Raw genomic sequence first — 14,321 nt, 5'->3', positions numbered from 1 at the left:
TGTGAATTCCCTCGTCCTGATGGAATATGGGTGGGTGCGAATCATGGTGGAACACGATCTGAAAATACCTATGCGCGACGGCACTTTATTGAGTGCCGATCTCTACCGTCCCGAGGCCGCAGGCCCGGTGCCGGTGCTCGTGCGCCGGACGCCCTACGGGAAGTCGGGCAGCCCGGGCGGCGCCTCCGTCGACGGCCTGCGCCTGGTCCGCTCCGGATACGCCGTGCTGGTGCAGGACGTGCGCGGCCGGTTCGGCTCCGACGGCTCCTTCGAGCCGTACTGGCACGAGGCGGCGGACGGCGCGGACACCGTTGCCTGGGCGGTGGAGCAGCCCTGGTGCGACGGCTCGGCCGGCCTGTTCGGCCGCTCGTACGAGGCGATGGCCGCACTGCTTGCCGCGGCCGAACGCCCGCCCGGCCTGGGCGCGATCGTCCCGCACGTGGCCGGATCGGGCTTCGACGAGGGCTGGACCCGGCAGGGCGGCGCCTTCCAACTTGGCTTCGTCCTGTACTGGGTGCTCTACGACCTGCTGCTGGAGGGGGCCGGGCTGACCGGGACCGATCTGGACGAGGTGGCCCGCGCCGTCGACCGGATCGACGAGCTCTACCGGGACCCGGACGCCGCCGCGGACCTGCTGGACCGGCTGGCTCCGTACTACCGCCAATGGCGCGAGCGCCCGGGCGGCCACCCGTACTGGCGGCGCGCCGCCCCGCGCGAGTCCTATGCGGCGATCGACGTCCCGGTACTTCACCTCACCGGCTGGTACGACATTTTCCTCGCCGGCGCCCTGGAGAATCACAGGGGAATTCGGGAATGCGGAACGCCGTCGCAGCTGGTGGTCGGCCCGTGGTCCCACTGCGTTACCGGCGGGATATTCCCGCAGCGCCGTTACGGGCTGGCAGCCGATGAACGCAGCATTGATGTCACCGGTCTCCATCTGGACCATTTCGACCGGCATCTGCGACTGCGCGCCGATGCCCCGGAAGCCGACCCGGTACGGCTGTTCGTCACCGGTGCCGACGAGTGGCGCGTCTTCCCCGACTGGCCCGTCCCCGGGACCCGGGACCTCGTCCTGCACCTCCATGACCGCTGTCTGACGCCCGGCCCCACCCCGGAGGACTCCGGTTGCGACCGGCTCCGTCACGACCCGGCCGACCCCGTGCCCACCACCGGCGGGGCCACCGCCCTCCCCGGCCAGTTCACCGGCGGCGACTGCGGTCCGCTGGACCAGCGCGGGGTGGAACGGCGCGCCGACGTGCTGTGCTTCACGAGCGAGCAGCTCACGGCGCCGCTGACCGTCGTCGGCGACACCGTCCTGACGGTGTACGTCACCCCGGACGCGGCGGGCGGCGACGTGACCGGCAAGCTCGTCGACGTGTACCCCGACGGCAGGGCCGAGCTGCTGTGCGACAGCGTGCGCCGGCTGGCGCCGGGGGCGGATGCGGCATCCGCCCCCGGGGAGCCGGCCGAGGTCACCGTCGCGCTGGGCGCGGTCGGTCACGTGTTCCGCGCGGGCCACCGGATCCGTCTGGAGATCGCGGCGAGCAACGCGCCACGCTTCGACGTCCACCCGCGGGTCCTCGCCCACCACACCGTCCATCACGGCGGCGACCACCCCTCACGCCTGCTGCTGCCGTGCCTGCCCGGCGGCTGACGGTTTGCCAGGGCCGGCGGCGTCCGGGTGGAAGACCGACAGGTCGGCCACCTTCTCGATCCGCCGGCCCGCCTCCCAGTGCGCCCGTCGCAGGCGTCGCAGCTGGGCACTGCTCAGCTTGGTGCTGTGCTGCGGGATCGACCGCACCATCCGCGCCCGTTTCGCCGAGGCGGGGTAGCGGTCGCGCACCTGGTACGGGTCGTTGAGCAGGTGGTGGACGGTGCCCGTGTGGAAGGCCGCCTTCAGCAGCGCGTAGTAGGCCGCCGCGCCCACACCCTTGTCACGGGCGCAGTGCACCAGCGTCCGCGACGCCTCGAACAGCCGCCACACCACCGGTACCGCCGGGGTGGTGAACACGCCGGTCTCCTGGGCGATGCCCTCGCCGACGCCGTAGCGGAAGTAGCTGCGCATGTTGCCGAAGCCGTGCTGTGCGTCGTGGAAGATCCGCGCCTGCGGCAGGTACACCACGGGGATGCCCGCCAACTGGAGCCGGAAGTCGAACTCGCGGTCCTCGCACCAGTGGATCAGCTCGTCGAAGTGGTAGCCGCCGATGTGGTCGACGATGTCGCGGTTGTAGATCAGCGGCGGGGACAGCGCACTGACGTAGTCGCCCTCGTCGAACTCCCTCACACGGGCGGTGAGTTTGCTCAGCGTTCCGTCCGACTCCCCGTACACCACCTGCCCCTTGACCACCGGGTCGGTGAGCACCGCGCGGACCATGGCGCGGACCACCCCCGGGGCGAAGACGCAGTCGGAGTCCATCAGCAGCAGGTACTGCCGGTCGGTGGCGGCGGCTCCCGCGTTGTAGGCGGCGCCCAGGTTGCCGACGTCTTCGATCTCGGTGACGGTCAGCGGGCGGGGGTGCTCGGCGATCAGTTTCAGCACGGCGTCGCTCGGCCCGTTGAGTGCCAGGACGATCTCGACGTCCTCGTCGATCGACGCGATGCAGTCGGCGATCCGCAGGTCGTCACGCAGGGCGATGATCACGCTGGTCCGGGCGATGCCCTTCTCGACTGCCGCCTCGTCCACCAGGTCGGTGGCCATCTCAGTTCTCCCTCGTCAAGCTCGTGTGCGGACGGTGTGCCCGCTGCGTGGGCGCTGTCATGGAGAGCCCGCCTTGAACCGCAGGGGCAGGGCGTGCAAGGCGCGCTCGGCGATGGCCTCGGCCTCCCCGGCGTGCGCCGCGTGGGCGATCACCCCGGCCAGTACGTCGGCGCCGCCGCGGTAGGGCGGCACCACGGTGCCGGGCTCCAGGTCGAGGCCCCAGAAGACGTCGTGCACCCCGGACCGGCGGGCGACGTCCCGCGGGTCGCCGACCCACTCGACCACGCCGCCGTCCGCCGGGACGAACCGCTGTACCGCGGCGCGGCTGTGCCGGGGCGTCAGTTCGCCCGTTTCCAGGGGCCGGCCCAGGGCCAGCCGGACCAGGTTGGGCAGCGGGTCCACCCCGGTCGCCAGCCGCATCACCTCGGTGGCGATCCGGGCTCCGGTCAGCCGGCAGGTGATCTCCAGGAGGATCACACGGCCGTCGTGTGTGCGCAGGATGTCGGTGTTGATCACCGCCGGGTCCAGGCGGAGGGCGCGTGCCCCGCGCCGCACCGTCTCGGTGACCTCCTCGATCTGCTCGGCGGCCAGCCGGCTGGGAAGGGTGTCGCCGCCCTCGAAGAAGTGCGGGGCGAACTCCTCCTTGCGCCCGTACTCCCGGTCGGCGAATCCGAAGCGGTGGAGCTCGCCGTCGACCATGAAGGCCGCCAGCGTGTGCTCGGTGCCCTCCAGGAACTCCTCCACCACGATCCGCCCGCCGGGGCTGAGCCGCAGCGCTTCCTCCGCCAGCCCGCGCACCTGCCCTTCCGACTCCACCTTCAGCACACCCAGCGACCCGGTCTGGTCGCTGGGCTTGATGACCGCAGGCAGACCGATCTCGGCTACCGCCCGCACCGCCTCGCCGACGCTCTCGGCGGTGGCGAACCGGGGCAGGTCCAGCCCGGCCGCGCGCAGGATCCGCAGCCGCCGGTCCTTGAGCGTGCAGTCGAGGGCCGTCTCCAGCGGCAGCCCGGGGCGGCCGAACCGCTGCGCGAGCACGCTGATCACCGGCGGATTGTCCGCGCCGAGCGAGAACACCCCGTCGATCCGGTCGATGCCGGCCCTCGACAGTTCCGCGAGGACCGCCACGGCGTCGTTCGGGTCGCACACGAGCAGGACGTCCGCGGCCGCCCGGGCCCGGTCCGTCGGGTGGTCGGTCACCACCACCAGTTCTCGCCGGGGCGAACGCAGTTCGGACAGGGACCGGTCCATGCCCGAGCCGATCCCGCAGACCAGGAGGCGGTCAGTCATGGCCGCCGCCGGCCCGGCCGGAGGAGGGCATGCCGCCCAGGCTCAGCACCTGGAACACCTCGGCGTGCCCGGAGCCGGCCGACACCGCGCCGCGGTAGCGGGCCAGCCCGCGGATACCCTCGTCCCATGCGGCGTGCCGCAGCTGGGAGACGTACGCGCGCATCGCCTCGACCTTCGTCTCGATCTGCCCGTCGATGTCCTCGGCGTACTGGAAGCGCGCCATCGGCGCCCACACCTCGTAGCCCAGCACCAGCCGGGGAGCCGGCATCGGCCGGCCGCCCGTCTCCTGGAAGAACTCCGACTGCGCCATCCATAGCGCCTCGACGGCCAGTTGGTGCACCATGCGGTGTTCGACGTCGTCGTCGTTGTCGTGCGGCAGGTACACCACCTGCGGCCGCACCTCGCGCAGGACCCGCACCAGGTCCAGGTGCACCCGCCGGGAGAGGACGAAGTCCCGTGAGGGCTCCTCGAAGCGGATGCAGCGGTGCACGCCCAGAGCCTTCGCGGCGCCTTCCGTCTCGGCGGCGAACTCGGCATCGCTGACGGCGTCGTCGAGGGCGCTGCGCTCGCGGCCGATGACGATGACCACCGTCACCCGGGCGCCGTCGCGCACGTGCTTGGCGATGGACCCGCCGCAGCCGATGACGTCGTCGTCGGGATGCGGCGCGACCACCAGGACGTCGGTGACCCCCGTCATGCGTCGGCCCCCGGTACTTCCCCGGCCCAGCGGGCCCACTGCCCGGTCAGCGCGTCACCCTCGGCGAACGGGGTGCGTGCCGTGAAGCCCAGGATGCGGCGCGCCTTGTCGTAGTCGGCGCGGGCGGTGGAGCGGTACAGCTCCAGCTCCCAGTCCGCGACCGGTTCGCCCGCGGGCGGCGACGCAGGGCCGCCGAGGCCGCGCAGCGCGCGGATCCGGTCGAAGAAGGTGCCCCAGCGGAGTTCCTCGGCGTGGCCCACGAGGAACCGCTCACCGGCGGCCGCCTCGGTGTCCACCGCCAGGAACACGGCGTCGGCCAGGTCGTCGACGTACACGGCGTTGCACACGCCGCCGTCGCCGGCCGACGGGAGCTGCGCGAAGTCGCCGGAGGAACGGCGCAGTTGAGCGGTGGTCCACTGGCCGCCCCACGGGCCGTACACGACGCCCGGCTGGAGGACCACCGTTTCCAGGCCCTCGCCGTGGGCTCCCAGGACCAGCTGCTCGGCGGCGAGTTTCTGCTGCTCGTACTCACGGTCGGCGGGGTCGGCCGTGCGGGCGGGGGAGCCCTCGGTCAGGGCGCCGGTGACGGACGGGTCGTAGACGTCGATGGTGCTCAGGTGCACCACGCGGCGCACGCCGGCGGCACGGGCGGCGGCCAGGACGTTCGCGGTGCCCTCGACCGAGGCGGCCCAGCGGCCGGCTTCGTCGCCGGCGCTTCCGAACGCGCAGTGGACGACGGTGTCGCAGCCTTCGAACGCCGCGCGGAGCGTGTCGGGGTCCAGCAGGTCGCCCTGGCGGAACTCCAGCCGGTCCTGCGGCAGGACGGACAGCCGCGCGGCCCGTCCGAAGCCGCGCACCACGGGCCGGACCCGGGCCTCGGTGCCGAGGACCAGCCGCTCGACGATCCGGCCGCCGATGAACCCGCTCGCGCCCGTCACCGCGACGGTACGGCCGGCCAGTACGGGGCCCGCCGGGGCCTCGCCGTCCCGTACGGTCCACGGCTGCGCGGCCCGCTCGTGGCCGGGGCCGCCGTAGCACTCCTGGATCAGCTCGACGACGCGCACGCCGTCCTGCGGGCTGGAGTGGACGGGCGCGGCGCCGCGCACGGCGGCGGCGAAGTTGCCGAGCTGCTCGCTGAAGAGCAGCTCCCATTCGTCCTGCGCCGGGGCGACGGCGGGCACGTCGCCGCGGTGCAGTTCCACCCCGTCCGCAGTGACCAGCGTGCATTCCCCGGCCGGGAAGTCGGTGCCGATGGTCACGGTCGCCCTGTCGCCGGTGACCTTGCAGCTGATGCCGAGGTCGCGCAGCCGGCTGAAGTCGCAGTGCACGTCGGTGGCGCCGAAGCGCAGGTGGGCGGAGGCGTCGGTCTCCACCCCGCCGAGCGAGTTGTCCTCGTAGCGGACCACCTCCACGTCGGGACCGAGCCACCACAGCAGGGTGTCGAAGACGTGGGAGGCGGTGTCGGTGAGCACGCCACCGCCGGCGAGCCGCCGGTCGAACATCGACCAGGAGACCGGTTCGTGGGCGTAGGGGTGGCCTTCTGACCAGTCGACCCGCACCACCTCGCCGAGGGTGCCCTCGTCGATGAGCCGCTTGACCCAGGCGTAGGCGGGGAAGAGCCGCCGCGGGTGGGCCATCGCGAGGACCGGCGCGCCTTCGGCCGCGGCGGTGGCGGCCAGGGCACGGGCGTCCTCGGCCGAGGTGGTCATCGGCTTCTCCAGCAGGACGTGCTTGCCGGCCGCCAGCAGTGCCTGGACGATCGGCGCGTGCAGGGTGTGCGGGGCCACGACCACGGCGGCGTCGAACGCGTCGGCGGCCTCGGCCGGGTCGGTGGCGAGCACGACCTGCTCGGCGTCGGCGCCGCCGAGCTCCCGGTACAGGGCGAGGGCGGCCTCGGCCTGGCGCGGGTCGCGGTCGATGAGCGCGGTCAGCTGCACGTCCCCCTTGAGCGGGGGCAGGGCGGGCAGGTGGCAGCCGCGGGCGGCGGCGCCGCACCCGACGATGGCGAGGCGTACGGGAGGCATGGTTCTCTCCAGGGTTCGTCGAAGAAGGGGGACGGGATGGGGCGTGCCGGGCTCTCCGCCCGGGCCGGTCACGGCGTACCGGGCCCGGCGGGGTGGTGGACCCACACGTTGGGCTCTGCGTACGTGCCGTGGCCGTCCTCGCAGACGCGCAGCGGCACCAGGGCCCCGGGCAGGAGGTGGTCGCCCGGGCCCGGCAGCGGATGACCGAGGAACTCCTCCCAGCGGGACACCGGCTGACGGATGACCAGGGACTCCCGGGCGATGCCCAGCTGCCGGGCCCCCAGCTCCAGATGGGTGCGCAGCCAGGGGTCGAAGCAGCGCCCGTCGGGCCGGAGCCAGGCTGTGTACTCGCCGATCGGGATCAGCGGGTAACGCGCCTTGCGGGTGGGCCGGACCGGGATGACCACCCCGCGGGGGGCGTGCCGGGCGGCCCGTCGCCGTACCTCGGTGAGCAGCCGCTCCGCGTGGCCGGCCGCGCGGTGCCCGGGATCCACGGACACCGACAGCATGCACACGGCGTCCGGGCGGTCCGGCGGACTCTGGTCGACGGCCTCGACCAGTACCTCGTCGCTGCCGGACGGCAGCGACGTCGTCCTGCCGTCCCAGCGGATCGGCAGCCCGTTGGCCGCCGCGACCAGGCGCCCGTCCCCGTCCACCAGGCACAGCTGGTGGCCTGCGTAGCGGTCGTACATGCCGTGCCAGCGCCAGTTTCCGGGGGACTCCCAGCTCATGAACGCGGGCATGTTGGCGCCGATGAGGGCGTCGACCTCCGGCAGCAGCCACGGGTCCCGGGACAGGTCGGTCAGGGTGAGCGTCACCGGCGGGTCAGCCCAGCAGCCGGGTGTCGGCCGTGGCCCGCATCTCGCGGGAGCGGCGCAGGTCGGCCGTCACGCACACCCGCTTGAGCCAGCGGTCGGTGCCGTCGTAGCGGGCCCGGAACGGCAGCCGGCCGTGGACGGCGCGGTGGTTGTCGATGAACAGCACGTCGCCCTGGTCCGCGACGACCTCCCGCATTCCGGCGTCCACCACCTTGAACAGTGCGTCGTAGGCACGCCGGGCGTCGGTGTCGTCTTCCGGCACGGAGGTGAAGTACGGGTCCAGGCGCATGTACGGGTCCACGCGTGAGCCGTAGAGCAGCGGGCTGAGCGGCCTCTCGTCGATCATCCGCTGGATGGTGGCGAACCGGGCCGCCTCCTGCGCGGAGGAGATCGTGTTGTTCTTCGGCAGGTGCGACTCGTCGGGCGCGATGTGGAAGCGTGCCTCGAAGAGGATGTCGATGTCCTCGGCGGACAGCGAGGAGAGGTCCAGTTCACCGACCGTCGTGGGCACGTGGTCGGGGTTGCGCAGCGCGCCGAGGATCAGGTAGTCGCTGCGGTAGGGGTGGAAGGCATCTTCGGTGTGCCAGGTCAGCAGTTCCTTGCTGCCCATCCCGAGCTGGTCGTTCTCGTGCTGGCGGATCGGGAAGATGTCGTGCACGAGGTGGCCGTCCTGCTGGGTGGCCCATCCGAAGGGCTCGCCGAGCAGCGCCGAGTACAGCATCAGCAGCAGTTCCTCGGGGAACTCGGGGCCGGGCCGGCCGCGGCCGCGCCAGTGGTCGGGGGTGGGGCCGATGCGCTGCTGGTCGAAGTCGTGACCGCGGATCACGGCGTGGCCGTGGCGGTCGGCCAGCTTGAAGTCGCGCAGGAAGTGCTGCACGCCTTCGGGCAGCCGGGCCGCGAGCCGCGGCAGGTCGCGCAGCAGTACGGCGTCGCCGAAGGACGGGTAGAGGGCCGCCAGTTCGAGGCTGAGTTCCGCGATGGCGGAGGCCTCGTCGGCGGTCAGGGTGTAGCCGGGCGTGGACTGGTCGGTGAGGTTCGACATGCCAACTCTCGCTGAGTGGTCGGGATTGGTTGCTGCCCGGCGGACGGCCGGAGCCGGGGCCGCGGGCCCTCGGGTGGTGCGGGTGGTCGGCGGCAGGCGGGCGCGTGGTGCCGCGCTGCCGCGGTGAGGCGTGACGCGGTGAGGCGTGACGCGGTGGTCAGGGCCGGGTCGTCGCGCGGTCGGTGAGTACGCGGGCGAACAGCCGGGGGGTCGGAGCCGTGAAGAGTGCGCTCGCCCGCAGTCCGGCGGCGGCGGGCAGCCACTCGCGCAGCCGCGCGAGCAGGCGCATGGCGAGCAGGGACTGGCCGCCGTGGTCGAAGAAGTTGTCGTCGGGGCCGAGGCCCGGGGCGGCCAGGACCTCACGGAAGAGGGCCAGCACGCTGTCCAGCGGCTCCCCTCGGGAGGGTTCCCCGACATCGTGTGCGAGGCGGCCTGCCTCCGGGTGCCGGCCGACCTGTGGTCCCGCTCCGGGCGCAGGGGCCGGGGTGTGGGCCTGGGCTGCTGCGGCCGCCCAGGCGGCCAGCCGCCGCTTGTCGACCTTGCCGTGCGGGTTCTTCGGCAGGACGGACACCCGGTACAGCACCCGGGGCACCGCCCAGTCCGGCAGCTGCGCCTCCAGCGGCGCCACCAGTGCGTCCCGGTCGGCGCCCGTCAGCCGTGCGGCTTCGCCGGGCAGCGGCATCGTCGCAGGGTCGGCCGGCACGGTGAACGCCCACAGGACGGTGCCGGTCTCCGGGTCGGGGAAGACCACCGCCTGGCCGACGCCGCTCACCTCGCACAGGGCGCGTTCCACCCGGGCCGGCTCCAGCCGGTGTCCGCGGATCTTGACCTGGTCGTCGATCCGGCCGAGGAAGACCAGCTGCCCGTCGGCGTCGATCCGGCCCAGGTCGCCCGTCGCGTACAGGCGTGCGCCGGGCTCGCCGGCGTACGGGTCGGGCACGAAGCGGCGGGCGGTGGCGGCTTCGTCGTCAAGGAAGCCGCGGGCCAGCAGCGGACCGCCGATGTGGATCTCGCCCGTCTCGCCGTCCGGCACCGGGCGGCCCGCCTGCCGGATGCTGATCTCCACGTCCTTCAGGGGCGTGCCGAGCGGCACCTCCTCGGCGTCGGGCGGCAGGAGCCCGGTGTAGAAGGTGGAACTGACGGTGCATTCGGTGAGTCCGTACACGTGGGCGAGGCCGGCGGGCTGCCGTGCCTGCCATTCCCGGTAGGGGTGGGCGTCCATCCGTTCGCCGCCCACCACCACCGTGCGCAGGGCCTCCGGAGTGGTCGTGCCACTCGCGTCGAGCCAGCGGGCGTACTCCAGCCAGTACTGGGTGGACAGTTCGACCACGGTGGTCCGGGTCCGGGCCAGGGTGATGTGCAGTTCCTCGGCGTCCAGGGCCCGGGTGTCGTCGCGGCACACCACGGCCGCGCCGGCGGCGAACGCGGGGAACACCTCCTCGATCAGGACGTCGAAGCCCAGCGACGCCACTTGGAGCCAGCGGTCGTGCGACGTCAGCCCCAGCCGCGCCGCGACCGCGTTCGCGAACCGGCGCAGTGCGTCCCGCTCGACGACGGTGCCCTTGGGCCGGCCGGTGGAGCCGGAGGTGAACAGCACGTACGCCACGTCGGACCCGCGGGCCCGCCGCGCGAAACGCGGCGGCGCCACGCCGTCCGTCCCGTCGGCACCGGCTCCGCCGTCGTGGTCCGGGCCGTCCGGTACGTAAGCGCCCTCGGGCGCGTGCCCTCCCTCGCCCAACCACACCGCCGCCGAGGTACGGTCCACCAGCGCCGCGCGGGCAGCGGGCGGCAGCCGGTCGTCCAGGACGGTGAACCCCGCTCCGGCCTTCAGCGCGGCGAGCATGCCGAGCACGGTGCGGGCGGGGTCGCCGAAGGCCAGGCCCACCAGCTTTCCCGGGCCGGCGCCGCGCCCCGCGAGGGCGGTGGCCCAGGCGTCGGTGAGCCGGTCCGCGTCCCGGTACGACAGCACCCGGTGCGGGGTCACGAGCGCGGGCCCGTCGGCGTGGTCGCGGACCGAGAGGTCCCACAGGTCGAGCACATCGGGCTCGGTCACGGCGGTCACCGCCCGGCCTCCCGTGATCGCAGGAACTCCGACAACCCGGCGAGACCGGCCCGGAAACCCTCCTCCGGGCCGCCGAAGCCGAGCCGGGCACCGTGCGGCACGCCGAAGGCCGTACCGGGCACCAGCAGGGTGCGGTGGCGGGCCAGCAGTTCCAGACAGAAGCGTTCCACCGCCTCCGGCCCGGCCGCCGCACGCTCCAGCTCACGGAAGACGGGCAGCGCGCACACGCCTCCCTCCGGCGGTGTCCAGCGGACCAGCTCCGCGTGCTCGGCCATCCATTCCGCCAGGTGCGCGAGATTGCGCCGGGCCTCGGCCGCCCGTGTGCCGATCAGCTCGTCGGCGTGGCGCATGGCCCGCTCGGCGACCAGTTCGACCAGTGGCGAGAGGAACAGCGTGGTCCGGTCGCGCAGCGGGAAAGTGGCGGTGATCAGCTCCTTCGGCGCGACGGCCCAGCCCACCCGCAGGCCGGGCAGGCCGAACGTCTTGGAGAAGGTGCCGTAGGACACCGTGTCGCCGCCGTCGGCGCCGGGGTCGGGGAGCACCTCCCAGCGGTGGGCGATCTCGGCGGTGGCGGCGTCCCACACGAGTACGGCGCCGGTCTCGGCGGTCCGTTCCGTCAGGGCCTTGAGGCCCTGGGGGGACAGCGTGACGCCGGTGGGGTTGTGCGGGAAGTTGACGATGACCGCCGCGGTGCCGGGGGTGATCACGTCGGCCAGCACACCGGGGTCGATCTCGCCGTCGCGCACGGCCGGCGCCGGCAGCTCGGCCACGTCGCAGCCGGCCGCCCGCGGGTAGTGGCCCAGTGAATGGTAGATGCCCTCCTGGACGACGACCCGGTCGCCGGGGTGCAGCAGTGTGCTCAGGGTCAGCGCGATGGCCTCGCTGGACCCGTGGGTGATCAGCACCCGGTCGGCGTCGCCGCCGGCATAGCGGTCGGCGACGGCCTGGCGGATGCCGGCCCCGCCCTGGGAGACGCTGTCGTCCATGACGATCTCGTCGAGGTCGGCGGCCGGGATGCGGCACAGGTCGCGTATCTCGGCGAAGGTGTAAGGGTGGACGCCGCTGGAGCTGATGTCGTGGATGTCCGGGCCGAGGTGCCGGCGGTACCACTCCTCCAGCATCGGAGGGTCTTCACGCCGTGGACGGAGACTGCTCATGCTGTGCAACTGTCCCTTCTCTACCCCTGACGGGTTTCCCGCCACCAGCGCTGCCCGGAGAGCGGGAGCGTGTCGATGGGGTCGTAGTAGTGGTAGGAGCCGCTGTGGGCGTCCGGGTCCGCCGCCTCCAGCGGGGTGAGGTAGCTCTTGCTCCAGTGCGACACCCCGAGCTCGCGGTCGTAGGAGTCGGCCTGGTCCACCCACCGCTTGCCGGCCATCGGTACGTCGCAGACGATGCGCGGGGTGGAGAATCCCGGGAGGTAGCCCATGATCTGATGCTGGATCAGCTGCGCGCGGTGCAGCGGTACGCGCCAGTGCTCGGCGTTCGGGATCATGTCGCACATGTAGAAGTAGTACGGAGTGATGCCGGCGTGGTCGATGAGCGCGAAGCACAGGTCGAGCAGGTCGTGCGCGTTGTCGTTGATCCCGCGCATCAGCACGCCCTGGTTGCGCACGTCGTGCAGACCGGCGCCCAACAGGGCCCAGGAGGCCCGCGCCACCCCGGGCGTCACCTGCTGCGCGGCGTTGGCGTGGGTGTGCAGCGCGACGCGCACCCCGCGGGAGCGGGCCTTGCGGGCGATGCGCTCGACGCCTTGGAGCACCGGGCCGGAATTCCAGTGCTGGGGCAGTCCGATCAGCCCTTTGCTGGCGAGCCGGATGTCGCGGATCGAGTCGATGTCCAGCAGGCTGTCCACGAAGCGTTCGAGCCGCGGCCAGGGCATGTTGGCCAGGTCGCCGCCCGAGACCACCACGTCCCGGATGCCGGGGGAGGAGCGCAGATGCTCCAGGATCCGGTCGGCCCGGTCGACCGGCTTGAGCTGCAGCCTGTTCTTGGAGACCTGGGGTGTGGAGTTGCCCACCAGGTCCATCCGGGTGCAGTGCCCGCAGTACTGGGGGCAGGTCGACAGCAGTTCCGCCAGCACCTTGGTGGGGTAGCGGTGGGTGAGACCCTCCACCACCCACATGTCCTGCTCGTGCAACGAGTCCCGGCTGGCCATCGGGTGCGAGGGCCAGTGGGGGTGCCGGTCGGAGAACACCGGCAGCATGTAGCGGCGTACGGGGTCGTCGTAGAAAGCCTTGGTCAGCTCGCCCGGACGGGCCGCCGCGGCCTCCGGGGCGATGGTGTTGAGCATCTGGGGCGGTAGCAGCACCGACATGGTGGCACGGTGCAGTCGGTCCTGTTCCCAGTCCTCGTAGAACGCCTCGTCGAGCAGGTCGCCGACGACCGCGCGCAGTCCCTTCGCGTCCTTGACGCAGTGGGCGCGCTGCCACTGCGGGTCCGCCCACTCCGCCTCGGTGACCTCGCGCCATCCGGGGAGGCGCCGCCAGTCCGGTTCCACGAGCCGACTGCTTCGGTACTCGTAGACGCCATCGAGTGTTGCTGGTTCTGTCTGGCTGCGTGCTGTGTCCACCAACCCGCCACCCATTCCCGTCGGTTTCGGCCGTATCGCCTGACAGGAACCGATCTTGCAGAGTCCCGGCGTTGTACACGAGGGCCGGTTGTACGGGGCACTCGGGAGGTGTGCCCCTGTACAAGCCGACGCCGGAAGCGGATGGTTGTACAGGCAACGAGTGGCGCGGCGCTCGCGTACCGGCAATGTTCCGCGACGGGAAGTGGAACGTCCGGGGAACGAGGCCGGACGGGCGGCCCGGCGGGTGAGGTTAGGGGAGCCTTATTCGGACGAACCGGCCTCCGCGTGGCCGGAATTGTCGACTGGCGATTGATGGATATGTCAGTGGCATGTACCAATGTCCGAGAGGTCCCGGTGCGAGGGTTTCCAGTCGCCCCCGAAACCTCGGACCGGTCGTCACGCCGGACCCGTGCGCCACTGACCAGGTTGTACGGCACGAAAACATGCACCTCAACTCGACACCATTGATCACCAGGGGAGAAGCATGCCCAGGCCAGAGCGGTTATTGGATCCCACAGCCGGACCGCTGGAGGAGTTCGCCCACGCACTGCGCGCTCTGCGGAGGCAGGCCGGGAACCCCTCCTACCGGACCATGGCGAAACGGGCCCACTACTCCGTGGCGACGCTCTCGGAGGCGGCCCGCGGACTGCACAGGCCCTCCTTGAAGGTGACGCTCGCCTACGTGGCCGCGTGCGGGGGTGATCCGGAACCGTGGACCCGCCGCTGGCACCTCCTCAGCAGCGCACTGGAGGGACGCGACAATCCCGCCCGAGGCCAGCCGGGCGGCGCCGGTCTGGTCCCCTCCCAGCCGGCCGCCGGCCGTCGTCCCGCACCAGGCCCCCTCGTAGCGGCTCGGCGGGCCGAGCCCGGCGCCGCCGCCCGCGCCGTCGCCTCGCCCGTCGCTGCCGCGCGCCGCCCGGCCAGGGACGCACTGACCGGCGACGAGCGGGCGGAACTGCGGCGGCTGCGCGGCGAGGTCGAGCGGCTGCGGCGTGCCAACGCGGTACTGAAAGAGGCGTCGGCGATCTTCGCCGCGGATCTCCGCACAAACTCCCAGGTCGTGTACAACCCGGTGGACCGACAGGATCCGTTGACGTGACCGGACGCCGAGCGCCCCGCGG

General features: G+C 72.6%; 11 protein-coding genes. 2 read left to right on the top strand and 9 right to left on the bottom strand.

The window, feature by feature from the left end; genetic code table 11:
* Positions 1–43: 43 nt before the first annotated feature.
* Entirely contained in the window at positions 44–1,654 is a 1,611-nt protein-coding gene (locus ACFWFZ_RS11945) for a CocE/NonD family hydrolase (RefSeq protein ID WP_387120336.1), read from the top strand.
* Here ACFWFZ_RS11945 and ACFWFZ_RS11940 read toward each other — a convergent pair.
* The 9 genes from ACFWFZ_RS11940 to ACFWFZ_RS11900 all read right to left on the bottom strand — a co-directional run bounded on the left by ACFWFZ_RS11940 (position 1,619) and on the right by ACFWFZ_RS11900 (position 13,200).
* Positions 1,619–2,698, bottom strand: coding sequence for a glycosyltransferase family 2 protein (locus ACFWFZ_RS11940; protein ID WP_387120333.1), 1,080 nt, complete (start codon positions 2,696–2,698; stop codon positions 1,619–1,621). The genes ACFWFZ_RS11945 and ACFWFZ_RS11940 overlap by 36 nt on opposite strands.
* A gap of 57 nt (positions 2,699–2,755) precedes the next feature.
* On the bottom strand, positions 2,756–3,988 hold the full coding sequence (locus ACFWFZ_RS11935) for an acetyl-CoA carboxylase biotin carboxylase subunit family protein (protein WP_387120330.1): 1,233 nt from the start codon (positions 3,986–3,988) through the stop codon (positions 2,756–2,758).
* The gene (locus ACFWFZ_RS11930; protein WP_387120327.1) at positions 3,981–4,685 is read right to left on the bottom strand and encodes a PIG-L deacetylase family protein; all 705 of its coding nucleotides are present in this window, start codon (positions 4,683–4,685) and stop codon (positions 3,981–3,983) included. Before ACFWFZ_RS11930 ends, ACFWFZ_RS11935 begins: the two co-directional genes overlap by 8 nt.
* A complete protein-coding gene (locus ACFWFZ_RS11925; protein ID WP_387120324.1) occupies positions 4,682–6,709 on the bottom strand; it encodes an NAD-dependent epimerase/dehydratase family protein in 2,028 nt (675 codons plus the stop codon). The genes ACFWFZ_RS11930 and ACFWFZ_RS11925 overlap by 4 nt, the downstream gene beginning before the upstream one ends.
* Before the next feature lie 68 nt (positions 6,710–6,777).
* Entirely contained in the window at positions 6,778–7,527 is a 750-nt protein-coding gene (locus ACFWFZ_RS11920) for a hypothetical protein (protein ID WP_387120322.1), read from the bottom strand.
* A gap of 7 nt (positions 7,528–7,534) precedes the next feature.
* Positions 7,535–8,569 carry an arginine beta-hydroxylase, Fe(II)/alpha-ketoglutarate-dependent gene (gene vioC / locus ACFWFZ_RS11915; RefSeq protein ID WP_387120320.1) on the bottom strand — a complete coding sequence of 345 codons (1,035 nt, stop codon included), beginning with the start codon at positions 8,567–8,569 and terminating at the stop codon, positions 7,535–7,537.
* Between the two features lie 157 nt (positions 8,570–8,726).
* Positions 8,727–10,622, bottom strand: a complete 1,896-nt coding sequence (locus tag ACFWFZ_RS11910) for an amino acid adenylation domain-containing protein (protein WP_387120317.1) — start codon at positions 10,620–10,622, stop codon at positions 8,727–8,729.
* A 5-nt stretch (positions 10,623–10,627) separates the two neighbouring features.
* A complete protein-coding gene (gene vioD, locus ACFWFZ_RS11905) occupies positions 10,628–11,788 on the bottom strand; it encodes a capreomycidine synthase (protein ID WP_387120314.1) in 1,161 nt (386 codons plus the stop codon).
* Between the two features lie 20 nt (positions 11,789–11,808).
* Entirely contained in the window at positions 11,809–13,200 is a 1,392-nt protein-coding gene (locus tag ACFWFZ_RS11900; RefSeq protein WP_387120312.1) for a KamA family radical SAM protein, read from the bottom strand.
* 484 nt (positions 13,201–13,684) lie between these two features.
* Here ACFWFZ_RS11900 and ACFWFZ_RS11895 point away from each other — a divergent pair, with 484 nt between their 5' ends.
* The gene (locus tag ACFWFZ_RS11895) at positions 13,685–14,299 is read left to right on the top strand and encodes a helix-turn-helix domain-containing protein (RefSeq protein ID WP_387120309.1); all 615 of its coding nucleotides are present in this window, start codon (positions 13,685–13,687) and stop codon (positions 14,297–14,299) included.
* Positions 14,300–14,321: the final 22 nt, after the last annotated feature.

Source organism: Streptomyces sp. NPDC060232 (assembly GCF_042726555.1).
GTDB lineage: Bacteria > Actinomycetota > Actinomycetes > Streptomycetales > Streptomycetaceae > Streptomyces.
The sequence above is the reverse complement of the archived record's forward strand: the minus strand, read 5'-3'. Positions and strand labels throughout refer to the sequence as shown.